This window comes from Paenibacillus sp. NPDC058177, assembly GCF_042883835.1.
Classification (GTDB): domain Bacteria; phylum Bacillota; class Bacilli; order Paenibacillales; family Paenibacillaceae; genus Paenibacillus_AQ; species Paenibacillus_AQ agri.
This window is the reverse complement of sequence record NZ_JBHVVB010000001.1, coordinates 733,485-756,237: the sequence shown is the minus strand read 5'-3', so window position 1 is coordinate 756,237 and position 22,753 is coordinate 733,485. Positions and strand designations below refer to the sequence as shown.

The 22,753-nt window shown below is 44.4% G+C and carries 29 protein-coding genes; 7 read left to right on the top strand and 22 right to left on the bottom strand.

Annotated features, from left to right (window positions below; all coding sequences use genetic code 11):
• The 10 genes from ACFVU8_RS03575 to ACFVU8_RS03530 form a co-directional block, all read right to left on the bottom strand.
• Window positions 1-858: a deoxyribonuclease IV gene (locus ACFVU8_RS03575; protein WP_379464731.1), complete on the bottom strand. Its 858-nt coding sequence runs from the start codon at window positions 856-858 to the stop codon at window positions 1-3.
• Window positions 848-1,663 carry an Fpg/Nei family DNA glycosylase gene (locus ACFVU8_RS03570; RefSeq protein WP_175373261.1) on the bottom strand — a complete coding sequence of 272 codons (816 nt, stop codon included), beginning with the start codon at window positions 1,661-1,663 and terminating at the stop codon, window positions 848-850. The genes ACFVU8_RS03575 and ACFVU8_RS03570 overlap by 11 nt, the downstream gene beginning before the upstream one ends.
• A gap of 47 nt (window positions 1,664-1,710) precedes the next feature.
• Window positions 1,711-2,499: a TIGR01457 family HAD-type hydrolase gene (locus ACFVU8_RS03565; RefSeq protein WP_379464216.1), complete on the bottom strand. Its 789-nt coding sequence runs from the start codon at window positions 2,497-2,499 to the stop codon at window positions 1,711-1,713.
• 224 nt (window positions 2,500-2,723) lie between these two features.
• Entirely contained in the window at window positions 2,724-3,662 is a 939-nt protein-coding gene (gene rnz, locus ACFVU8_RS03560) for a ribonuclease Z (protein ID WP_379464217.1), read from the bottom strand.
• Window positions 3,663-3,793: 131 nt separating this feature from the next.
• A complete protein-coding gene (gene metH / locus ACFVU8_RS03555; protein WP_387427182.1) occupies window positions 3,794-7,255 on the bottom strand; it encodes a methionine synthase in 3,462 nt (1,153 codons plus the stop codon).
• A gap of 88 nt (window positions 7,256-7,343) precedes the next feature.
• Entirely contained in the window at window positions 7,344-7,772 is a 429-nt protein-coding gene (locus tag ACFVU8_RS03550; RefSeq protein WP_387425870.1) for a FixH family protein, read from the bottom strand.
• Window positions 7,773-8,242: 470 nt separating this feature from the next.
• Entirely contained in the window at window positions 8,243-9,028 is a 786-nt protein-coding gene (locus ACFVU8_RS03545; RefSeq protein ID WP_387425869.1) for an HAD family hydrolase, read from the bottom strand.
• A gap of 42 nt (window positions 9,029-9,070) precedes the next feature.
• On the bottom strand, window positions 9,071-9,589 hold the full coding sequence (locus ACFVU8_RS03540) for a DUF502 domain-containing protein (protein WP_379464220.1): 519 nt from the start codon (window positions 9,587-9,589) through the stop codon (window positions 9,071-9,073).
• Between the two features lie 81 nt (window positions 9,590-9,670).
• Complete coding sequence (locus ACFVU8_RS03535) at window positions 9,671-9,844, bottom strand: DUF896 domain-containing protein (protein ID WP_379464221.1); 174 nt, start codon at window positions 9,842-9,844, stop codon at window positions 9,671-9,673.
• Between the two features lie 110 nt (window positions 9,845-9,954).
• Window positions 9,955-10,368, bottom strand: coding sequence for a LysM peptidoglycan-binding domain-containing protein (locus ACFVU8_RS03530; protein WP_387425868.1), 414 nt, complete (start codon window positions 10,366-10,368; stop codon window positions 9,955-9,957).
• A gap of 328 nt (window positions 10,369-10,696) precedes the next feature.
• Between ACFVU8_RS03530 and lexA the strand changes: the two genes are divergently transcribed.
• Window positions 10,697-11,323, top strand: coding sequence for a transcriptional repressor LexA (gene lexA / locus ACFVU8_RS03525; protein WP_066361701.1), 627 nt, complete (start codon window positions 10,697-10,699; stop codon window positions 11,321-11,323).
• Between the two features lie 163 nt (window positions 11,324-11,486).
• Window positions 11,487-11,825 carry a L,D-transpeptidase gene (locus ACFVU8_RS03520; RefSeq protein ID WP_175373270.1) on the top strand — a complete coding sequence of 113 codons (339 nt, stop codon included), beginning with the start codon at window positions 11,487-11,489 and terminating at the stop codon, window positions 11,823-11,825.
• A 79-nt stretch (window positions 11,826-11,904) separates the two neighbouring features.
• On the opposite strand, the gene ACFVU8_RS03515 is transcribed toward ACFVU8_RS03520, so the two are convergent.
• The gene (locus tag ACFVU8_RS03515) at window positions 11,905-12,006 is read right to left on the bottom strand and encodes a sporulation protein YjcZ (RefSeq protein ID WP_175373271.1); all 102 of its coding nucleotides are present in this window, start codon (window positions 12,004-12,006) and stop codon (window positions 11,905-11,907) included.
• A 447-nt stretch (window positions 12,007-12,453) separates the two neighbouring features.
• Between ACFVU8_RS03515 and ACFVU8_RS03510 the strand changes: the two genes are divergently transcribed.
• Window positions 12,454-13,128, top strand: a complete 675-nt coding sequence (locus tag ACFVU8_RS03510) for an SOS response-associated peptidase (protein ID WP_387425867.1) — start codon at window positions 12,454-12,456, stop codon at window positions 13,126-13,128.
• Window positions 13,129-13,141: 13 nt separating this feature from the next.
• Here the strand turns inward: ACFVU8_RS03510 and ACFVU8_RS03505 are convergent, their stop codons facing one another.
• A complete protein-coding gene (locus ACFVU8_RS03505; protein ID WP_379464225.1) occupies window positions 13,142-13,420 on the bottom strand; it encodes a holin in 279 nt (92 codons plus the stop codon).
• Window positions 13,421-13,641: 221 nt separating this feature from the next.
• Here ACFVU8_RS03505 and ACFVU8_RS03500 point away from each other — a divergent pair, with 221 nt between their 5' ends.
• Window positions 13,642-13,827 (top strand): hypothetical protein, encoded by a 186-nt coding sequence (locus tag ACFVU8_RS03500; RefSeq protein ID WP_379464226.1) that lies wholly within the window; start codon window positions 13,642-13,644, stop codon window positions 13,825-13,827.
• 349 nt (window positions 13,828-14,176) lie between these two features.
• Window positions 14,177-14,479 (top strand): hypothetical protein, encoded by a 303-nt coding sequence (locus tag ACFVU8_RS03495; RefSeq protein WP_387425866.1) that lies wholly within the window; start codon window positions 14,177-14,179, stop codon window positions 14,477-14,479.
• 38 nt (window positions 14,480-14,517) lie between these two features.
• Here the strand turns inward: ACFVU8_RS03495 and ACFVU8_RS03490 are convergent, their stop codons facing one another.
• The 7 genes from ACFVU8_RS03490 to ACFVU8_RS03460 form a co-directional block, all read right to left on the bottom strand.
• The gene (locus ACFVU8_RS03490) at window positions 14,518-14,643 is read right to left on the bottom strand and encodes a hypothetical protein (protein ID WP_387425865.1); all 126 of its coding nucleotides are present in this window, start codon (window positions 14,641-14,643) and stop codon (window positions 14,518-14,520) included.
• Window positions 14,644-14,957: 314 nt separating this feature from the next.
• Window positions 14,958-15,128: a hypothetical protein gene (locus tag ACFVU8_RS03485; protein ID WP_175373276.1), complete on the bottom strand. Its 171-nt coding sequence runs from the start codon at window positions 15,126-15,128 to the stop codon at window positions 14,958-14,960.
• A gap of 204 nt (window positions 15,129-15,332) precedes the next feature.
• Window positions 15,333-16,232: an excinuclease ABC subunit UvrA gene (locus tag ACFVU8_RS03480; protein WP_387425864.1), complete on the bottom strand. Its 900-nt coding sequence runs from the start codon at window positions 16,230-16,232 to the stop codon at window positions 15,333-15,335.
• The gene (locus ACFVU8_RS03475; RefSeq protein WP_387427180.1) at window positions 16,201-17,112 is read right to left on the bottom strand and encodes a nucleotidyltransferase domain-containing protein; all 912 of its coding nucleotides are present in this window, start codon (window positions 17,110-17,112) and stop codon (window positions 16,201-16,203) included. The genes ACFVU8_RS03480 and ACFVU8_RS03475 overlap by 32 nt, the downstream gene beginning before the upstream one ends.
• Before the next feature lie 19 nt (window positions 17,113-17,131).
• Entirely contained in the window at window positions 17,132-17,494 is a 363-nt protein-coding gene (locus ACFVU8_RS03470) for an NUDIX domain-containing protein (RefSeq protein ID WP_387425863.1), read from the bottom strand.
• A 460-nt stretch (window positions 17,495-17,954) separates the two neighbouring features.
• On the bottom strand, window positions 17,955-18,140 hold the full coding sequence (locus ACFVU8_RS03465) for a hypothetical protein (RefSeq protein ID WP_387425862.1): 186 nt from the start codon (window positions 18,138-18,140) through the stop codon (window positions 17,955-17,957).
• Window positions 18,141-19,508: 1,368 nt separating this feature from the next.
• Window positions 19,509-19,790, bottom strand: coding sequence for a group-specific protein (locus tag ACFVU8_RS03460; protein WP_387425861.1), 282 nt, complete (start codon window positions 19,788-19,790; stop codon window positions 19,509-19,511).
• A 132-nt stretch (window positions 19,791-19,922) separates the two neighbouring features.
• Here ACFVU8_RS03460 and ACFVU8_RS03455 point away from each other — a divergent pair, with 132 nt between their 5' ends.
• Both ACFVU8_RS03455 and ACFVU8_RS03450 read left to right on the top strand, forming a co-directional pair.
• The gene (locus tag ACFVU8_RS03455) at window positions 19,923-20,213 is read left to right on the top strand and encodes a helix-turn-helix domain-containing protein (protein ID WP_387425860.1); all 291 of its coding nucleotides are present in this window, start codon (window positions 19,923-19,925) and stop codon (window positions 20,211-20,213) included.
• A 514-nt stretch (window positions 20,214-20,727) separates the two neighbouring features.
• Window positions 20,728-21,099 (top strand): helix-turn-helix transcriptional regulator, encoded by a 372-nt coding sequence (locus ACFVU8_RS03450; protein ID WP_387425859.1) that lies wholly within the window; start codon window positions 20,728-20,730, stop codon window positions 21,097-21,099.
• Window positions 21,100-21,393: 294 nt separating this feature from the next.
• Here ACFVU8_RS03450 and ACFVU8_RS03445 read toward each other — a convergent pair whose 3' ends face one another.
• The 3 genes from ACFVU8_RS03445 to ACFVU8_RS03435 form a co-directional block, all read right to left on the bottom strand.
• Entirely contained in the window at window positions 21,394-21,723 is a 330-nt protein-coding gene (locus ACFVU8_RS03445; protein ID WP_387425858.1) for a hypothetical protein, read from the bottom strand.
• A 129-nt stretch (window positions 21,724-21,852) separates the two neighbouring features.
• Window positions 21,853-22,062: a hypothetical protein gene (locus ACFVU8_RS03440; RefSeq protein WP_387425857.1), complete on the bottom strand. Its 210-nt coding sequence runs from the start codon at window positions 22,060-22,062 to the stop codon at window positions 21,853-21,855.
• 334 nt (window positions 22,063-22,396) lie between these two features.
• Window positions 22,397-22,618 (bottom strand): LexA family protein, encoded by a 222-nt coding sequence (locus tag ACFVU8_RS03435; protein WP_387425856.1) that lies wholly within the window; start codon window positions 22,616-22,618, stop codon window positions 22,397-22,399.
• Window positions 22,619-22,753: the final 135 nt, after the last annotated feature.

Sequence of the window (22,753 nt, the reverse complement as noted above, 5' to 3'; positions counted from 1 at the left end):
TCAATCCTCCGTTCCAAACCAGGCCTTTACCAGGGATATCTCTCGGGAATGACTTCCGTCCGGTCCCTTCTCTGTCTCCATAACAAGCGCTGCACCCTGCAGCGGCTCTGACGTCAATAGTCCAGCCAGACCCTTCTCTCCGATATACCCCTGCCCAATGGCAGCGTGTCTGTCCCTGCGTGAGGCTAAAGGGTACTTTGAATCATTGAGATGTATGGCAACGAGATTCTGCCAATAGCCGAGGTCGTCTCCACGACGGAGCAGTGCCTCCGTATCTTCCGGGTTCCAGATTCCAGCGGCATAAGCATGGCAAGTATCGAAGCAGAAGCCGATTTTCTCCGGATATTGGCTTAGTTCACGAACCTTCACCAACTCCTCCAGCGTCATACCCTCCCGGCCGTGATTGCCGGCTTGATTCTCGATTAAGAGCTTGGTTCGGCCTTCCCACGACGCCAAGGTTTCATTCATACATTGTATAATATTTTGATAGCCTTGTAACGGCTCCATCCCGCCAAATTGTCCAAAATGCACGACAATCCCCAGAGAGCCGCAAGCTTCGGCAATCTCCAGATCATTTCGCAGCGAGGACACCATAACCGCTCCAGGTGTTGCAGCACCCTTCCCCGCCGCCATATTGGTCGGATAAGGCGTGTGGGCAATAGAGACGATTCCGTGCTCCCGACAAAAGGATGCGCAGTCCTCAGCATCCCGGCCATCGACCGGTTTAAGCTTCAGACTGCGCGGATTTTTCGGAAAATACTGAAAGCTTGTCGCACCGCTCTCCCAGGCGAACCGGGCCGCTCGGCCGTATCCGCCGCGGATGCTGACATGTGCCCCGATTTTAGGGCTATTGTTCATGCTGGCAGTCCGGGCAATAGAACACTTTGCGTCCGGACAGCTCGATTTTAACAACTGTTCCCCCTCCGCGCAGGCAAGGTTCGCCTTCACGGTCATACACCATGCACCGATCGTTATACGTTCCTGTGACGGTATCGCCATTCATAAATGGCATTTCCATATAGCCGCCGATCTCGGTTGCGTCGGTCAAAACCTTACGGATGGCCTCATACAATCTTGCGATGGAATCCTGTGTCAGGTTCTGCACAAGCGCAGAAGGCAGCAATCTGGCTTCAAAAGCAATCTCATCAGCATAGCAGTTGCCTATGCCAGCGATGAACTGTTGATTCACAAGCAGGCTCTTCAGCGCGCCGCGCCGACCCTTGAGCATCCCTGTGAAACGCTCCAGGGTCATCCGGCGATCTAACGGTTCAGGTCCAAGCTTGCCCATGGCGGCTTCCGCTTCCTTAACCGACAGCAGATGCAGGTAGCCTAGCCGCAAACCCATGAAATAGAGAATATGATCGCCAAAAGTTATCTCCACCTGAGTGTTGCGGTCCGGTCTTTCTTCCTCAGTGCCATAGAAAAGCAATCCGCCGAGCATTAAATGCAGCAGCAGTCTGCGGCCGTCATGCAAGTGGAACAAAATATGCTTAGCACGTCTCTCCACAAATACAACACGCGCGCCGACCAGTGCTTGAGTGAACGCCTCAGTCTCCAGATTAATGGACTTCTCTCTATTCACAGTTACGCCTGTAATCGGCACGTTGATAATATGTTGACCAAGCCTTTGTCTATAGTTCTCCATTTCCGGCAGTTCCGGCATATCTCAATCTTCCCTTCTAGGTTGGTGGAATGGTTGTTCCTATGCCATTATACACCGAGAAATGCTTGAAGTTCAGTTAAATCGGCACAAATGACATCCGGGGTAATTCCCGTGATCTCTTTATAATGTTCCAGGTTCTCAGCATTGGTGAGCCCTGTATAGACCAATATGGTTTGGCAGCCTGCACGTGCACCTGCTGCGATATCCGTCCGCATGTTGTCTCCAACCATAATAGCATCTCCGGGCTCAATCCCCAGCCGATCTGTTGCATATGCTATCAGGTGGGAATGCGGTTTGCCAATAACTACTGGAGCAACCCCGGTGGCTGCTTCAATAGCAGCCCCGATCGTTCCTGCACCTGGCATGATTCCGCCATCACCTGGCAGCATCAGATCCGGGTTCGTCAGTACTGATCGGGCACCACCCAAAATCCAGCGCTGGGCCTGTGCCAGCTTGTCATATGTAAAGGAACGATCGATTCCTTGAACGACATACTGGGGCGATTCTGTCACAATATTCAGACCCGCCTCTTCACAAGCTTGGTGCAAGCCTTTTTCTCCAAGTATCGCCACGGATGCCCCTGGCGATTCCTCGGCAATATAGCGGGCAGCCGCCAGCGAGGAAGTGCATACTTCATCAGCCTTGGCTTCAATTCCCATACCTCGCAAATGTGTCGCTACGTCCTCCGCTGTACGCGAAGAATTATTGGTCACGAACAAGAAGGGGATATTCGCTTTTCTTAAGCCAGCAATCAAGGTATCCGCGCCCGCAATCATCGTATGACCATGATACAAGGTTCCATCGAGATCAATTAGCAATCCTGAGATTTTATTCATAGCTTCTCCTTTGTCAATGGCAAGAACTATATTTAATGATGTGAATTAATCATACAATGAATTAAATATTCCCTTATGTTATAAGGCTTCCAGATTACTCCAATACAACTTTCACCATAAAGACTTTATATTTCAACGCACTTTGTCGACCCAAATCGAACCCGGATTGGGTTCCGGCATTTTTTGGACAAGGCTGTCAGTTCCTGCGCTTTCCCGGAAAATAATTATTTTCCGGGCGCTCTCCGAAACACTGGAAATGTGCTGAACTCTTCGGCTAGTAACGTCTCCGGGAAGACGGCTTGCGCCTCTTCCTGAAGCGGAGCCAGTTCATCAAATGAAATGTACCGGGAACTGAAATGGGTTAGAAGTAATGAACGTGCTCCGGCGTCGCGTGCAGTCTCCGCAGCCTGCCTTGCCGTACTGTGATGATACTGATGAGCCATTTCTGCCAGATCATGTGCGAAGGTGGCTTCATGAATCATCAGGTCGGCATCCAGTGAGAGGCGAAGGGCTTCCTCACAGGGTCTTGTGTCTCCAAGCACTGTTACGATGCGACCACGCTTCGGCTCGTTAACAACATCAGCAGGTTGGATGACCAACCCATCCGGTGTTGTTACGGCCTCCCCTTTCTTCAGCTTGCCGTACAGGGGACCCGGTTTAAGTCCATAGCCTAGCAGACGTTCTGTATTGAGGCTGCCGGGGCTGTCCTTTTCCGTTACACGGTATCCATAACTATCAATCCGGTGCTCAAGCAGGCCCGCCTCCACACGGAAGCTTGCGTCCTCGAACACAACTCCCCCGGTATGCTCCACGATTTCCAGCTTATAAGGGATACGGGACTGACTAACGGACAACGAGATCTCGAGATAATCTTTCAACCCCGGAGGTCCATATACAGTAAGTGGAGCAGTACCTCCTTGATAGCCGCGACTGGAGATTAATCCAGGCAATCCGAACAAATGGTCACCGTGCAAGTGAGTGATGAAGATCTTCTCCAACTTGCCGAGTCGCAGCGGAGAGCGAAGAACCTGATGTTGTGTCCCTTCTCCGCAATCAAACATCCAGAAGCTGCGCCGCTCTTCCATCAGACGCAAGGCAATCGAAGTCACGTTTCTTTGTAAGGTCGGCACCCCGGCATTGGTTCCTAAGAAGTATATTTCCATAGCTCTCCTCCTTTCTGTGCATTGTGTCTTAGCCGTTCTTCTATTATTCCAGCAAAAAACCTCCCGTAACCGGGAGGCTTCGCCGGGGAGGATTAATAATCACCCTCATTCCGGCTATCATCAAGAAGAAATTACTGCTTCTCTACGTTAAAATACTGCGCTTCAGGATGCGCGAATACCATCGCAGATACAGAAGCTTCCGGTTCCATCATGAAGCCCTCGGTCAGCTCAACGCCGATATCTTCAGGAGACATCAATTTGAACAGCGGCCCCTGATCTTCCAGATCCGGGCAGGCCGGGTACCCGAAGGAAACACGAATTCCTTGATAACGGGCGCCATGACGTTGCTTCATGGTCAGATCCGCCGGATCTGGGAAGCCCCAAGTATCCCGCATCATATGATGGACACGCTCCGCCAGACCTTCCGCCACCTCTAGAGCAACTGCCTGCAGTGCGTGGGAGCGCAGATAATCTCCTCTATCCTTCAGCTCCGTGGACATTTCGCGAACGCCGTGTCCTGCCGTCACTACAAGGAATCCTACATAATCCATAATACCGCTATCCACAGGCTTCAAGAAGTCGGCCAGACACAAGAATGGCTCAACCCCTTGGCGAGGGAAGGTAAAGGTATGCAGCACCTTGGAGGTATCCTGCGGATCGTAGATCAGAATATCATTGCCCTTAGACTGGGCCGGGAAGAAACGGTACATCGCATGTGGTGTAATCGTCCCGTTCACCATCGCCTGATGCAGAATATCATCTACGGTCGCCTTTAGATCCACTGTACGCTTGTCCCCTGCAGCGAGCAAGTTTTCCACCGAACCCTTAAGTCCAAGATGGTGACCCAGCAGCATCTGCATGTTCACATAAGGAACGATATGCCCCAGCGGATAATTGCGCAGGACATGACGCTCCAGATCCGGTGGCGTAAAGACCGGAGCATCTGGTGAGATATTCGAGCGAACCGCACGGGTCAGCTTCGGCAGTTCTGTCTTCACCGCTACAGTAGCCCCTGCTTCAGCTTCGGCACGAACCTCTTCTTCAATCTTGGCCCGCTCCTCCGGATTCATGAGCCGGTTGGCAATGTCCAGTCCATCCATGGCATCCTTGGCGTACAGCACCAGTCCATCATATTCTGGACGAATGCGAGTCTTGGTAAATTTGCGTGTCAACGCGGCACCGCCGACCATGATCGGCACATCGATACCAGCGTTCCGCAAATCCTGTGCGGTCAGCACCATTTGCTGAGCTGACTTCACCAGAAGGCCAGAGAGGCCGATAGCGTCTGCTTTTTCACGCCGGAACGCCTCAATGATGTTTTCCGGTGGTACTTTTATACCCAAATTGACGATCTGGTAACCATTGTTGGACAGGATGATCTCCACCAGGTTTTTGCCAATGTCATGCACATCCCCTTTGACGGTGGCCAGCATGATCTTTCCTTTTACCGCAGTCTCGTCCTTCTCCATAAACTGCTCCAGATGTCTAACCGAAGCCTTCATGACTTCCGCGCTTTGCAGCACCTCAGCCACGATTAGTTCATTGTTGTTAAACAATCTTCCGACCTCAGACATTCCGGCCATTAGAGGGCCGTTAATAATCTCCAGCGGCGACGCTTTAGTCAGCGCCTCGTTCAGATCGGGAATCAGACCTTCCTTCGTTCCTTCAACCACATAAGAAGCCAGACGCTCGTCCAACGAGAGATTGGAGATCTTCTCCTTTTTCTCGACTTTCTTGCCACGGAAGGCAGCGACAAAAGCAGACAGCGTATCATCGTTAGTATTGTAGATCAGTTGCTCAGCCAAGATCCGCTCAGCTTCGGGAATGGAAGCATAACGCTCCACCTTCTCGGTATTCACAATAGCGTAGTCGAGTCCAGCCTTAGTGCATTCATACAGGAACACAGAGTTCAACACCTCACGCCCTGCTTCAGGCAGACCAAATGAAACGTTACTGATCCCGAGGATCGTATGAACAGAAGGCAAGGCTTCTTTGATCATGCGAATCCCGTCAATCGTCTCCTTCGCGGAACCGATGTACTGCTCATCCCCTGTCCCAACCGGGAAGACCAGCGTATCAAAAATTATATCTTCCGATGACAGACCATACTTGTTCACGAGCAGATCATGGGAACGTTTCGCTACCGCCAGCTTGTCGACCGCCTTGATCGCCTGCCCACTCTCATCAATTGTTCCGACAACAATAGCAGCACCATATTTATGAATCAACGGTGTAACATGCTCGAATTTTTCTTCACCATCTTCAAGGTTAATGGAGTTAATGATCGCTTTACCCTGGCAATACTGCAAGGCAAGGTCAATAACCTTCGGGTCTGTGGTGTCAATCATCAGCGGAACTTTAACCTTCTTGACCACAAGCTCCAAGAATTCCTTGATATCTTCGCTCTCGTCACGGTCAGGGTCCTGTACGCAGACGTCAACTACCTGTGCACCACTCTTGACCTGAGCCCGGGCAATTTCAGAAGCTTCCTCATACTTCCCTTCCACGATCAGACGTTTGAACTTCCGCGAGCCCAGTACATTCGTACGCTCTCCAACCATGTAAGGACGGTTACCATCCTCGACATAGACTGGATCAATCCCCGACAAAGCGGGCGGATGAGTGCCGTTCAGCTCACGGGGCGGGAATTTCGACAATTCCTCAACCATAGCCCGGATATGTTCCGGTGTCGTTCCGCAGCAACCGCCCGCGATATTCAGCCAGCCCTTTTCGGCAAAAGCACCAATCTTGCGGGCAAGCGAATCCGGCGATTCATGATAATGCCCGTTCTCGTCCGGCAGACCCGCATTGGGGTAACAACTGATGGCAGATGATGAAATATCCGACAGCGTCCGGATGTGATCGCGCATGAACTCTGGTCCGGTCGCACAGTTGAGGCCAACAGAGATCGGTTTTAAATGCTCCAGTGAAATATAAAAGGCTTCGATATTCTGCCCAGCGAGCGTTGTGCCCATCGGCTCAATCGTACCCGAAATCATAACAGGTAGTGTAATACCGGTTTTCTCAAAAGCATTACGGATGCCGATACTGCCCGCTTTAACATTCAGGGTATCCTGTGAGGTCTCTAGCAGCAGCACATCGACTTCACCATCGATCAAGGCAACTGCCTGTTCCTCATAACTGTCCACCAGTTCCGCAAACGTGACACCGCCGGTTACCGACAAAGTCTTCGTTGTAGGACCCATAGCACCAACTACATAACGCGGGTGATCTGGAGTCTCATACTTTTCGACAGCATTGCGCGCCAGTTTGGCGGCTGCCAGGTTAATCTCACGTGCCCGCTGCGGAATATCATACTCCGCAAGAACGACTGATGTAGCTCCAAATGTATTGGTTTCGATGAGATCAGCACCTGCTTCCAGGTACTGCTCATGGATCGTCTGAATAACTTCTGGCCTTGTAAGCACCAACATTTCATTACAACCGTCCAGTTCTTCTCCACCAAAATCTTCTCCAGTAAGCGGGACCTGCTGGATCATGGTCCCCATTGCGCCATCAAGAATCAAAATGCGTTGCTGTAAGCTCTCTGCAAGTGTATATTTAGCCACGTTCCTATCCCCCCAGTAAAACATTAGAGTAAGTTTAGCAGAATAAAGGGAATTCGGAAAGTCTTCCTTCCGTCTCTGCCGATTCATCGCTGTTCAAGTCATGCTATCGTAATTATGGCAATGGCTTAACGGAAAGCTCCTTGCTTGGCATGGAATGCTGTGTCCGTGCGGTTACATGAGAGGTCACATTGTAAAGCCCTTCCTCGGCAAAGGTTCCTTCTGCGGTGTACTTCCCGTCTCCTGCCGAAGAGCCTTTTAGTTCCATTTTTTCAGTCTTACCCTCTTTGTTGACGATTTCAAAAAGCACTTCCCTGGCATCATCCACAGGTTTACCTTCCTTGGTTACCGTAGCTTCGAATGTAACCGGACTGCTCACTGTAACTTCAGCCGGACTCCAGTCCAGTTCTACTTTGATCGGCTCCATAGACATATCTACAGAATGACCGGCATGCCCTCCCCCACCTGTTCCGGAGGCGCAGCCTGCCAGTAGCAATGTGAATACAATACCTAATAATGAGACCGTTTTCCTCGGGTTCAACATCTGAAGCCCTCCTGATATAATGGTTATCTTATTACTAGAGTTGCTATGTAAGATGAGTTTAAGATACGAACGTAAGGCTCGGCGTCACTCCGGTGAAGTTTGGACTTTCGGTCACTGTTGTCCCCAGAATTCTTTCATTTGTACCGCTTATGGCGGTTGGAATCCGGTGACAGTTTATGCTTTCGATGCTAGCTTTCCTTCGGAAAGCTTTCAGACGAACGCCATCGCTCCTACAGTTCCAATCTTCCCTTCCGTTCCTACTCGCTTTTTGTTAATCTCTTTTATTCATCTTTTATAGCATCAAACATTGCTGCATGGAGCCCTCGGTGTAATAATTCTCTTTCTATTATACACATTATTTACATTTTTTCAGGAAGGAAAGACTGCTTCATTAACATACTAGTAATAGAAAAAGCCGCCCCATCCGTAGAAAATCTACTTCAGGAGGCGGCTCTATACAAAAAAGTTCCTTACAGAGTTTGTACCAGCGGAAGCAGCTCCGCTAGATGTCCGATTTCATAGTCCGGCGTAATCGCCGGATCTTTGTCCTTACCGGTACGGTTAATCCAGACGGTCGTAAGTCCTGTACTCAAGCCGCCGAGAATATCGGTAGTCAGCTTGTCACCGACCATGATGCCCTGCTCCGGCGCAATGTCCAGCAAGCCAAGGGCATGCTCGAAAATCGAAGTATCCGGTTTGCCTTTGCCAAAACTGCCAGAGATCACAATATGATCAAAATAAGGAATCAGTTCCGGCACCCCGTCCAGTTTCTCTTGCTGAAGGGCAGGACAACCGTTGGTTAGCAACAACAGCTTCACTTTTCCGCGTAGCTGATCCAATACCTGCAAGGTCTCTTCGTACATATAAGGACGGCTGCGGCGTTCAGATGCAAACTTGGCCGCGAGCGTCTCAGCAAGGACTTCGTCATCTACACCAAGCGATGCAAGCCCCCGGCGCCAAGACTCTTTGCGGTAGATCGGTGCCAGCTGTTCCAACTGACGGAATTCAGGCTGCTCACCAGCACTGAAGTTGGCCCAAAGCGCTTCAAACGGGTTAATCCCAATCATTTTGGTAAACGGAAAAGTCTCATAGGATTCATACAAACCTCTGGCTTCTCTACGTACAGCAGCTTCCAACTCATGGGGATCCACAGCGTCTCCTGCACCCTCACAAGCGGAAAGGAACGATTCCTCAACACTGCGTTCATCCCAAAGCAGCGTATCGTCCAAATCAAACAGTACAGCGGTAATCGGCATTTAAGTAACTCCCTCTCCCTGAAGTGAACTGCTCTCTATTGTTTACAATTGCTCTACCGGAATGTTGTTGACCTTACCGAATTCTTGCAGTCGTTCGCCCATCGCAGCCGTGTCATAACGGTTAATCAGCTTGGAGAACATCCAAGTGGTACGTTTGCCTTTATACTTAATCGTGACAGCACTACGCGAGACTGTGATTTTCTCAATATCGGTAGCAGGCAGCCAACGTTCGCGGTTGAATTTGATAGTGGATAATCTGTTCCGCTCTACCTTCAGGAAAGGACGACGGAAATACAGCATAACTGCCAGCAGCAAGTACAACCCAACGCCTAGCCAGTGCATGAAGACGCTACCTCCACTTTGATCCAGAGTGCCGATGATCCAATACAGCACACCTAGCGCAACGAGAGCAACGGGCAATACGATATTGCGACCCTTGAATACATCGCTGGTCTTTGTAGTGGAGTTCGCGGAATGAATAGCATCCTTCCCCTGTTTCTTTCTTTGCTTATTGAGTTGCTGTGAATTGCGTTGAACCATTCTTTCCCAAGAACGGGCCATGTCATTTCCCCCTAGTCATCCTGAAATATCTATGAAAAGAAACAGAGGGTTCATACGAAGCCTCTGCTCCTTGTTCAGCGCTTATTTATCTACGAATTCAATGGTATCCAGTTGGGACCGAAAATTACGGCGGATGTTACCCAGGTAAATTTCACGGAGCTTAGCGCGTTCAGCCGTTTCCTCTTCATTCAGGCCTTCGCTCTTCTGCTTGCGTGCCAGTTCATTAATTCGTGCAACCAATACATCTATATCCAAAGATTTCGCCTCCCTAATAAATTCATTCTAACTTTGCCATGAGAAAAAGAGCTTGTCAAGGTTTACCCCCTGCAAGCTCTCTGATGTTCCTATCTATGATCATGAAGTTCTTAAAATAACGGCACTGTTATAATATCTCCTGCTCGAATATGACTGTCGGTCAATTGGCTCGATCGTTTAATTCCTTCTATATATACGGCTGTCTTCATCTTGGCCGGTTTATTCTTGAGAGCAATGCTCCAGAGTGTGTCTCCAGGTGCAACAACAATCTTCTTCTCTTGCTTCGCAAGATTGACGGGACCAGCAAACACATTACCTACTACAGTAAATCCTGCAACAATCAGCAGCAAAAAAAGAGCTATCTTATAGAAGTTAAATGTTCTAGACAACGGACTTAATCCTTTCGACAGCACCTTGGTGATTTCTTGAATTCTATTTATTATTCCGGAACCTAAAGTTTGTCCTGCAGAGTTAACTTCTGTACCCTCGTCATAGATGCTATGGTATGTACTGTACTTTAACATGATTCATCATCCTCCAAACACTTGTTCTTACTTTCAAAAACAATATAACACGAACATGTGTTTTGATCAATACTATTTTCGAACAATTGTTCCCCTCTTATTAAATTGCCTTTTTGGTTGCAAAAAATGATCCTGATGTGCTTATTTCCCTTGCCGATCTTGCTCATTTCCTCAACGTACTAGTCAATTATTGAATATACCATTCTCCCTACTGTTCTCATCCTTGTTCGCTTCTCTTAAACTATTGATAACGTTAGAACTTATGTTTGTGCGAACGACAGTTCTATGTTATAATTTTCCCAAACATTACTATATGGGGTTGATTCTGATGTCAAAGATTTCGAGTCGCCAGCTGGCGATCCTGGAATTTATACGTAACGAAGTCCGCAGCAAGGGTTATCCTCCTTCCGTACGGGAAATCGGGGAAGCTGTAGGCCTCGCCTCCAGTTCCACGGTGCACGGTCATCTGGACCGTCTTGAGAAGAAAGGCCTGATCCGCAGGGATCCGACAAAGCCGCGTGCCATTGAACTGCTTGGCCAGGAAGACTCGGAGAATGTCCATCAATTTGCCCAGACGATTACTCGTGTTCCTGTTGTAGGTAAGGTTACCGCCGGGGTGCCTATCACCGCAACGGAGAACATCGAGGACTATTTCCCGCTCCCAACGCATTACGTTGGTGACAACAAAGTGTTCATGCTCTCTGTTCTTGGTGACAGTATGATCGATGCTGGTATTATGAACGGCGATTATGTCATTGTGCGCCAGCAGCAAACCGCAGATAACGGTGATATTGTTGTCGCTATGACTGAAGACGATGAAGCTACCGTCAAGACCTTTTATAAGGAACGCGATCATATTCGTCTCCAGCCAGAGAATCCGTCCTATGAGCCACTGCGCCTGAATCGGGTAAGCATTCTGGGCAAGGTCATCGGATTGTTCCGGGATGTCCACTAACTCATCAATAATGACTCTATTTAGAAGACTGTTCCGTTACGCGGAGCAGTCTTTTGTTTATTCATACTCTCACCCTTTGATAACCTTCTTATTTTCAACAACTCTTCGCATTAACGGCACCCCTACTCCGCACATATCCTGATATCAAAGGAGTGCTGATCCTATGCCCAATTACCGAATTATCGTCGATTTGACACAACGGATGCTTTATTTGCTGGACAACGATTCTGTCGTCAGAGGTTTCCCTGTTGGAATCGGAACCATGCTGACCACAACACCAGAGGGAGATTATACGATCATTAACAAACAGCCCAATCCCGGGGGCCCATTCGGGGTATTCTGGATGGGACTTTCCAAGCCGCATTATGGCATTCACGGGACGAACGATCCTTCTTCCATCGGACATCAGGTCTCGCATGGGTGTATTCGAATGTTTAATCAAGATGTGCTGACACTTGCTGCGCTGGTTCCAATTGGAACTCGGGTGACTATACGGCGTTAAGCTCCCAGTGTCAGCAGATTTGAAATGCAAAAAGCCGTCAGACATTGTCTGACGGCTTGAACATGGAGACGTAATCAAATTAAAGCCAGAAAGATTTAGTGATGATAACCAACAAGATGAAAAGAACCAAGATTGCAGCAGTAGATGTGCCCAAACCGTATCCTCCAGCATATTGACCCATGAGTAATTCCTCCTTTTTTTTATGAAGACACCAGGTTTTGCAGTAACAAAAGATCCGCCCTTGAGATAAGATGATTTTTCTTCCCGGCTAACTTATTGTCAGATTAGTTCAGTTTTCTCTTCATTAAATCCAGCAAATACTCAAGATGATCACAAGCAGAATGTAAAGCACCAAAATCGTTCCTGTAGATGTCCAAGGACTTACTACCGGTCCACAATGTTCTGCACCCATGTGAATTCCTCCTTCAGATTAATGACTACAGAACAGAATATGTAACAATATCCTACGAAGTATGGGCAAATTGGAAAAGAAAATGTACTCCTGTATTAGAGGTGAAAGCTTACATTTGAGGGAAATGTAAAAGGTCCACACAAAGGTAGATCTTATTTATTTCTGGCGCGGAAGTATAGTACACTGGTAAAAACTAATGTTCGGAGGGCTTTCATCATGTGTGGACGTTACACCATTACAGTTTCTATTGAAGAACTAATGTTGAGATATCTTACGAATGACGCCAGTATCCTTCATTATGCCCCCAGATACAATGCCGCTCCCATGCAGCATATACCGGCTGTGATTCATACAGGCACCGGCAACCGAATCGGTGAACTGCGTTGGGGCCTTGTCCCATCCTGGGCGCAGGACGACAAGATTGGCAGCAAGATGATCAACGCCCGCGGGGAGTCATTATTGGAGAAGGCCTCGTTCAAGAAACTCGTGGCGGCACGGCGGTGCCTGATCCCAGCTGACGGCTATTATGATTGGAAACAGCTAGACGGTCGCAAACAGCCCATGAGAATCGGCATGTCGGACGGCAGTATTTTCTCCATGGCTGCTTTATATGATATATGGATGGACCCGAAAGGCCAGAAGCTGGCCACCTGCACGATTATCACGACCACTCCCAATACATTAATGGCAGAGATTCATGACCGAATGCCTGTTATTCTGCGACCGGAAGATGAAAGCGACTGGCTCGGACGGGACAACCACGATGTCCAGAATTTATTAAAGCTGCTTAAGCCTTATGAATCTGCCAAAATGAGAGCATACCCCGTAGCCCCTGCTGTAGGTAATGTCAAAAATGATTATCCCGAACTATTGAAAGAGGCTGCCAACTAGCAGCCCCCTTAACTTACTCCTTAGTATTTCCATTCCGGTTGTTAAAGGCCAGTTCGAACAGTCCTGTCGCGGATAAACCCGCCAAAGCCCCCGCCCATAACCGCAGCACGAGTTCCATATCTGTGAACGGATAAGCTGCCGCTCCAATAAGCATCCCTACAATTACACCGATTAACGGTAAAATATTCTTGGGAACCTTCACCGTTACTTTCACCAGCTGTACCCCTGTCAACACGAAGACAGACAACAGAGATGCAAAGGCCAGAACATTCGTTAAATTCTGATTCTCCATCCACCTCTCCCCTTTCTGCTTTTCTATTTCTATTCCGCACTCAAGCGGTACATGCTCAATAATCAAGGCCTCTCTCCAAAAATATACCGTTCCGCATACAAATATTTGTCTTGTCAGCATACTATATTGCAAAAATGCTAGCCGTAAGAAAAATGCCATGCATAACACTAAGCGTCATAATCGCGTTAGATTACTCCTAAGAATGAGGAGGTGCAGGTTCGATGTGGGGAATCATGATTCAGCAATATCTCGATTACTCAATTAGACATCCGGAGGAGCAGTTCAAGCCGGGGGATATTTTCGAGCGCTTCTATTCATTTATGGTGGATTTGTTGGGAATGGACGAACAGGACGCGGAGATAGAAGTCGCTTACTTTATGAACGCAATGTATGATCTGATGGATTAACAGATGCCGTTACTTCCAAAAGAACCCTTCAAGGCCAGTCTTGAGGGGTCCGCGGCATGTGCTTACACCTGCATCTCTCTCGCAAACCTCATCCTCTCCACAATTTTTTTCCCATCTACTAATCACCCTAAAGTCCTATCATTTCGAAATATTTTCCTATGTATATAGAACTATAGACATAGGGATGCTATATTTAGGGAAACCCTATAATTGGAAAGGTGAGTATATGTTACGGAAAATCGCTAGATTTAGTTTGTTGTTCGTTCTTATTTTTGTGTTGAGTACCCAGCCCCTATTCGCAGCTGGTAACACTGTAAAGATTAAAGTCACATTTGTGGAAGCTAAATTAGTGGAGAACAATCATGTGGGCAACGAATGGTGGTGGGGCGGTTTTGTTAATGGCAAAGAACTTAATGACGGGGAAAGCGTGACGGTTAGCGCCAATGCCGCCGGATCGATCAAACTTCATGCAGAAGCACAGGAACAGGACAAGTACCCGGATGACGGCGAAGCCAGCGCCTCCGTTAAAGTCTCCTCGATTAAAACTAGTGTGACCAAGAAGCTGAACGTAACCGTTGTCGAGAACCGTGGACGTTATTCCGGGAACACCGCGAAGTGGCAGTTTACTTTTAAGTTGGAGAAAGTGAAGTAAGTTCCAAATAGCTTCCTTAAAGTCAACTACCTAAAGAATTATGAATTGAAGCTCATTCCGATCCATCCGATAACACATGCAGCAAGGATAATTAAAAGCACAACCGCAGTCAGCCAACCATATTTCCGGCTCATTTCGCTACCTCCCTTGTCTAACGTAGCCATCGTGCCTCCTCAATCGCAGATGGATTGTTGTATTTTTCCATGATCTATGACTTCGCTTATGAACAAAATTTAGAGCAGCTACGGAGTTAATTATGAAAAAGAAAACGTTGTTAATCACTAGGATGATCTCTCCCTAGTCATCAGTTATGCACGTAAATATAATGGTACAGGCGGAGCTTGGTTTTAAACAAATTAAACAATAAAAGGCCTCTGGACTTCCAGGACCTTTTATTATCTAACCATACTTATAATATTTTATTAAAATGATTGAGTAAGCGGTTTAGACTTTTTAGGAAGCGCTCAATTAGTCACACTTACCCTGCGGATACAAATTGAACAATACCTACTATGAACAGAATAATAAAAAGTCCAATAATAACACTTAGGGTAGTCCAAACGAATTTTTGTGGTCCTCTTGGTGATAAACCCTCCAACCTCGCAACACGCTCTTCAAGTTCTTTGTATCTTCTGTCAAGATCACTCATGAACAACCCTCCAAACGTTTCTTATCACTAAAAGTTAATTTCAATTATAATAAATTTGGGACATTATGTAAATAAAATTTCACGCTTCATAATTACATCAATTGCAAGGTAAGGGTTAGCAGCAGGGACCGGGTTACGACCTCTACGCGTGTTTCTGAGACCTCTTGAAGGCGTCGGATTAATGACAATGATGTTAGTCCGCTTTTACAATATTTCCTTTAAAAACATCCCTGTATACGATTCGCTTACCATGGCTACTTCTTCAGGAGTCCCACATGCGACTACAGTTCCTCCGTCACGCCCCGCCCCCCGACCAATATCGATGATGTGATCTGCCGTTTTGATAACATCCAGGTTATGCTCAATGACTAACACAGTATGACCCGAATCAACCAAGCGATTAATGCACTGTAACAATTTTTGTATATCTGCGACATGCAGTCCTGTCGTGGGTTCATCTAATATATAAATATTGTTTGCACCTTTCTTGATTTTTGATAGTTCAGCCGCTAGCTTTACGCGCTGAGCTTCCCCTCCTAAAATCGTGGATGAGGACTGTCCTAATCGCAAATAACCTAACCCTAATTCGCTCATAACCACTAATTTATGATGAATGTAAGGAACTGACTTAAAAAACTCAATCGCTTCATCAATCGAAAGATGTAATACTTCCGAGATCGACTTTCCGTTATACGCAATTTCCAGGATTTCTTCTTTATAACGGGACCCTTGACATGAAGGGCACGTGACTACGACATCGGGCATAAATTGCAGTTCTGTTGTTAACGCCCCTACTCCATTACATTCATCACATCTTCCACTTCCCGTTTGGGTAAAGCTAAAGTCAAATGGCGTAACCCCAGCCTCTTGTCCTTGGTCTGTCTCAGCGAAGAGCTGCCTTATCCGATCAAAAATCCCCATATAGGTAGCCGGACTTGAGTTTACCGTTCGGCCGATCGGTAATTGATCGATATGTATGCAGTGATTAACATGCTGAATCCCCTCAATAGAGTCATGCTCTCCCGGGATAATATGAGGATTTACAATCGAATGTAGTTTTTTATATAAAATTTCATGTTTGAATGAGAACATATGCTGGCTCATCTACTTCGATTCTGCTTCTGCTTGTTAAGCGAATAGAGTGTGGTACTCTTTTAATGATGTTCAAGTCAGATAACCATTCACAAGCTTCGAGGAAATGCGGAATACTGACATCAGTACGTTTGAACAAAGGGTCATGAAGATAGGATATTGGCTGGGGCATTCCTGTTTCCTGTAGTAGCTGTAAGATGGGACGGAAAAATAGAGCATTATGCTTAACAAGAAATTCATAAATGGTCTCCAGGATACGGGTTACTTGGCGTTCAACCGGTATCGCCCGAATAAATTGAATATAAAGGACATCCATTAGTTCAGGTTCAAGCGCCATAGCTTGGGGCACTACTTTTTGTAAAGGAACTTTCCCATTCATGATTACGACAAGACGAGCGATATTATCAATAAGGTCACTCATTTTATAGTAGCCGTATGAAAAATCCTTTAAAACCATGATTGTTTTTAGTGTTTTATAATAACCAGCAACCGCATTTATTCCATAAATAGCCAGCTGTAAGGCGATGTCGTTATCCCCCAGCTCCTGGATGTCTGCAAAATAGGTCTCAATACTGGGGTCTGTAGTATACAAAAGCCTGCTTTGGTGAATTAAAGAATGAAAATCATCGCCCTGTACAAGGCTTTGAAGCTTCTTCTTGAAACTCATTCTGGAGAAAACCAACGCATTGATTATAATTCCATGTTCTATAAAACTACGAAAATCAAATGCCGTCTTCTCATCATTGACCACTACAATCAAATCAATATCTGACTTCTTCCAAAGGGTGCCGCTGACGTAACTGCCATAAGCAATGGCTGCTACAATAGCTTTATCCTTCTTAAGTTTGGCAAGGAACTGACCTAATGCAACATCGAAGTTCTCTTTTATCATCAAAAAGAGTGTCCCCCTTTCAAGCTAATATAGTGCTTGATAATTCTTTTATTACTCTTCTATGTAATTCTGGCTGGATTGCTGGATAAGTTAGTTCAGAATAGAATAATCCCCCAAAAGATTCATCACTATTGTCATGTGTATTAGAATAAATTAACAATGGAACTATATTAAACGAAAGGGCTCCAGTTTCTTCATAAAGTTCACGACGTGCTGTCTCATGAATATCTTCATTTACCTCTCTTCTTCCACCTGGGATTTCCCAAGTATCCCGTTCTTTATGTTTTACATAGATAGATTTATTTTGGTACCTGGCGAAAATCACAGCATATTTCAAACAAGAGTCTTCTATTGTATTCAAATCATAAAACTTAACTTGCATACACTAGCACCGCCTATAATATTTGATCACTGCTCTGATCCAGTTACATATTCTGGTTAATTGTGAGCATGAAAACCATTATATTTTATTGGAAACATTATGTAAATGATGTTAATATCTTCAATTAACATAAAGTTAATATTCAGTTATTTAATAAGGTAATGATGCTACGCATGATATTTCTGTCCACAAAAAAAAGCCCCCAACGCTTACGCGTCAGGGGCTGCTTCATTCTAGTAAAGAGTCATGTATTGATCTCTTTCCCATTGGTGCACTTGCGTGCGGTAAATGTACTTCATTGATGTATACTTATTTATACGAGATAAAATCATCAGGTTCAAACATTTTCGAAAACAGAGCACTTATAATAAACCGTATGTTCTTCTTTCTTTGTGGTAACTTTGTGGGAAGAATTGTGGGAAATAAATAACACCTTTTTAAAACAACCTGAAGTATAAAACTACTTTTCAGGTTGTTTTTTTTCTTCTAATAAAGAGCAAATAAACTGTGCTATTTCTTTTACGTGTTCTTGCGAGATAACCTTGCCATCATACTTCCATGCTATATTTTCAAAATGCTCTACTTTTTTTTCACGAATAAATGAACTAGAACTGATATCAGCTTTTACTTCGTTAATCCATTCCATAAATATCCTCCTGGTAATCCAAATATATCGGCCACAATAATTATCAAGCGCTTTTTTCAACTCATTATTAATCAGTCACTACGGGCCGTAGAGGCGAATGAGCTTTGCACGAACAATGCATTTAAAAGATACATATGATATAATTCGCTCGAATAGCAACCTTAACCGAAAGGAGTCATGGCAACTTGCGCGTAACTCGCGGAAGATGCTTACTCCAGGACTGGATCGACAGTAAAGGTTGGACTCAAGCAGAATATGCAAAGAGATCCGGTCGTCCCAAGCGTATCATCTCCCATTTCTGCAATAATGAGAGAGTAATGCGGCCCGAAGATGAATATGCTGCTTCTCTCATCTTTAACTGCAGGATGGAAGATTTACACGAGTGGATTGTCAAGTATGATGACAAGGAGTAGGCTGTGCGGATTACCGCACTTCCCTACTTCGTTTGAGAGCAATTTGCTCTCGAACACTATTCTATAACAACATTGGAAATATGTATGTCACTAAATGTCGAATATTAAACGGTAATTGTATACAAAAATTAACTTCAAAATCCATGACCAATTAACAAAGAAGGACACTATAAATATATCTAGATATATGAAGCAAACAGCCGACACCATGGTTATGTATACCACTGGCTACTTCATTATTCAGTCAAGTAAGATGTCGAACCAAACAAAGGTAACATCCTTCTATCACCTCCTAAAAAAAGAATACAAAAAGGCCGCTACATTCCAAGGGAATTGTGATCACAACACAAACTAATACCGTTAAGTAAAACCGGTATAGTGAGCTTTTAAAGTGATCTAATTCAACCTTGAACTGTAACGGCCTGGATCTCCATTGAAGAAGAGAAAATGCGACCATCATTAACCACAAATACTGTGTAACAGTTCCTTGTTACTCCAAAACTCCTCTGCACATTGCCCAGAGGTAGATTAAGAGTGTACTTTAATAATTCGATAGTAATCCAAAAGAAAAGTTTTGTCAAATATAGCTAAGGTAAATTTTTTCCAAACAACAAAAGAGCCGCCCAGGTTAAAGCTGCCGGCTCTTTTGTATCCGTTACTACGAAGTGTCTACATAGATTTTAACCTCCATTTATTTTGATCTGCTAAGCATAATTCAAAATCATCTCGTTCTACTTTTTGCTTACTTCCAACACATTTCAAGAAAAAAGGCCATAAACTTACTCTATCTATTTCAAAACACTTCATCACAGTGAATCCTCATAATCTCTGGATATTGCGACATCGCTAGCCGTGCTTAGCTTGGAAATCCAGAAAAATCTTGGTGACTGGAGCATCCTTATATGAATAAGGAGAATTTATCTGACCAATTGTACTTACCTCCAACTCATGATTATTAGGGTTGCTCACTGAGCCACTGTTCTAAAAAGTTCCGTGTCTCTTTTACTGGATAATACCATTTCCCACCAACTTTATGTTTCAGAAACCTCGCATCGAAGAAAAATGTATCTTGAATAGTGTTCCAACTCATACACGTTCGTTTTTTTAGTTCCCTAGTATCCCAAAATATGTATTCATTATCTATGTCATTAAGTAATTTCTTTATTTCGTCACGGCAAATTATTAATACTCTTGATTTGTCTATATTTATAGTAACTAATGCGCTCTCATCACTCATTTTCTCTTACTCCTTAACTAAGTTCAACATACAATCTTTCTTATAATTATTAATCAGCTTGCATTCAAATTATACAACTTGGATATAATTAAATTTAAAAATACAAATAAAATTAACCAAAGGAGCGATCTCTTGTCACCAATTGAAAAAGCTATTTCCGATATTGTCGCCGTTCAAGTCGCGGCTGTTGAAAAGATGTTACTAGAAAAACTAAATATATCACAAGACCGCAAACTCACTTTTATTGAAGCATGTGAATTTCTGGGTATGTCAGAGTACACTCTTCGTAATCTATGCAAAGCAAAACGCCTCCCCCATCGCACTATAGGAACTGAAGGCAGTAAGAATCCTAGATATCTGTTTAGTAAAAATAGCCTGATTCAATGGATGAAAGAAGAAGAGAACAGAAACTGGATACGATAATACGAATTTCGTTTAGAAAGAATTGCAAATCGATCATAAATCATTCCATCTTAAATAATCTACCTCTAGTCGGAACTAGTGGGCATAATTTTAAATACTTGGGAATTTACAATACAACCCTATTTATTTCAGTCGATTAACGGGGGTAATGGGGTATAAATTTTCATTCCTTTTAATGAGCAGTTGCTTGCGCAGTCGTTTATTTATGCATACAAAACGCCCGTTTCCTCAATGCTTTTGGTCTATCCTGGGGATGCTCTTGCTGCACCTCAGCTCATAAAGATACAAACGTCTTTTCTTTAGTCAGTTCAGAAAGGAAAAAGCGCTCCCTTCATATCGTACGCCGCCTGATTTACTGTGGCATCCGTTGTCGTTCGGTTTCGTCGGTTAGCTTGGTGACTTCCCTGTCATTTGGCCGTTTTCTCTTTTGTTGCTGGGTTAACTGGGTTAACTCGGTTAACCATTGTATTATCAGGGTTTGTAGTTAACTAAGTATTCAGAAAGGAAATATGATATGAATAAATCTTGGGATGCCTTTGAAGATGCAATTAAATCCATCGTATCTGAGTATGTAACTATTTCTGAAAATCGTCTTAGGTCTGAATTTTCAGGCCTAATAGATAAAACATTGGACGTGGCAGAGACGGCAGCACACATAGGGGTTTCTGAAAAACTGATATACCGCATGTGTCAAGAAGGAAGTATTCCACATGAACGTTATGGAACAATAGGTTCCAGAAGGCCTGTAATCAAGTTTCGGCTCTCTGATTTAGAAGCATGGAGAGCAGCGCAGCGCGCTGCAAATTACAAGAGAGAGTTGAGGCTTAGCTTATATAATTTTAAAAAGGAGGTTTTAAACAGTAGGTACGATAATGAACAACAATAACATGTGATCACTGCTGATTCACTTAAATTCGGATTATATGTAAAGGTATTCTTAACAGGAATGACAGTAACTAAAGTAAGTGTGCCGGAAAGCAAGGAACGAAATTATGTAAAAAGCCCCGTTTCAGTAAACGGAGCCATTAAAACAAATGTCTGCTTTTCTGTGATTGTTACTAAAGTAAGTACCTTACTATTAAGTAAAGGTTTAACTTTCAAAATGGTCATGTTTATTCTCGACAAATCAAAAGAAGTTCTTCCAAAATGTAAGTACTTTGCTCCAGCAAAAATACACTCCTTAATTTCGATTCATTGGTACACCAAAAATTTGAGGCAAAGCAACATGTTGTTCATTAGCGAGTTCTACAGATTTTACGGAAGCTGAAAAATAGAAAATATCATTGTCATTGCCACGTCTGAATGTGAAACAATCACTTGAAAGTATGAAATTAACAACTTCGATTTGAGAAGATACTCTTTTAGGGATACTTATTTCGTCGCTAATAAAATCTTCTAAATCAAAACTACGTTCAAATCCATTGTTATCATCAGATCTTCTGTAGCCTCTCAATACAGTATCGGAATTCAGTTCCAAGTGTGTTCCATCGACAAAATTAATAATCACCATATTGAACCTCTTTTCTAAATAATTTGGTTGATCAGGACACGGAACATCGAAGTAGGTAGCCTGAATTTATCCATCAGTATAAAGGAATACACTCCGGTCAATGAGATGATTGAGAAATTTGAAATAAGACTACATGAGCTCACGTAATTTGATTACTTCAGGATTCGATTTCTCGATCTTAGCAGTGATTGAGGAATAAAGATCGATATCTTGTTTTAAGGTGTCTGGATGAATAGGATTACCTGGTGTAGCCTTAATCAATTCTAACTCTTTTATTTTCTTCATGAAATGACCATAAATCAAAAGAATATCTTTGTTTGTGAAATCAATGACTGGCATTACATTTCCTCCTTAGTTTTGGTCAGTCTGGACAACTACCAATATTCGACAAAAGGTAATGAAATACCTACTAAAAAGGATGTGGAATCTTGATCCGACTGTTATTTATTAATAACGGTAAACCAGTTATAGGCATCCTAATGGTCACTGAAGCTTTCAGTGAATAGCATGCACGAGTAATGAAGAATGTTCCGGAGTTAACCTGTAGTGAAGTATATCGAGTCGACAATTTCGCCGAGTCCCCCTACTTAATCTCTCCAACTCCGGCATACCTGGGAGTCCGCTGAAGTGTCTGGAGTAATGCGTAATAATAAGCAGCAGCTTACGTGCTGTATCACTCAACATGATGTAGCACCCTTATTGTTCGTGGTTTGCTGCCCTGTCTACTTATGTAGCCCTTATATTCCAACTTAGAGATAAATCCAAGTATTTTTGTTTGCCCACCGATTCCGGTCTCTTTGGTTATCTCCCTCACTGTAGGCGAGATCTGGTGAGTATCGATAATTCGAATAATTGCTTCAAGAGTTATCTTTTCCCCATCGCTAATCTGTAGCATACAATCCCCTCCACAAAATAAGAACATTTGTTTGTATTATATACGAACATTAGTTCTTTTATCAATGGGAAAAACTTTCTGGATTCAATGTTTAAGAAAAAAGACAAGCTCGCACTAAGGAGAGTTTGTCTTTTT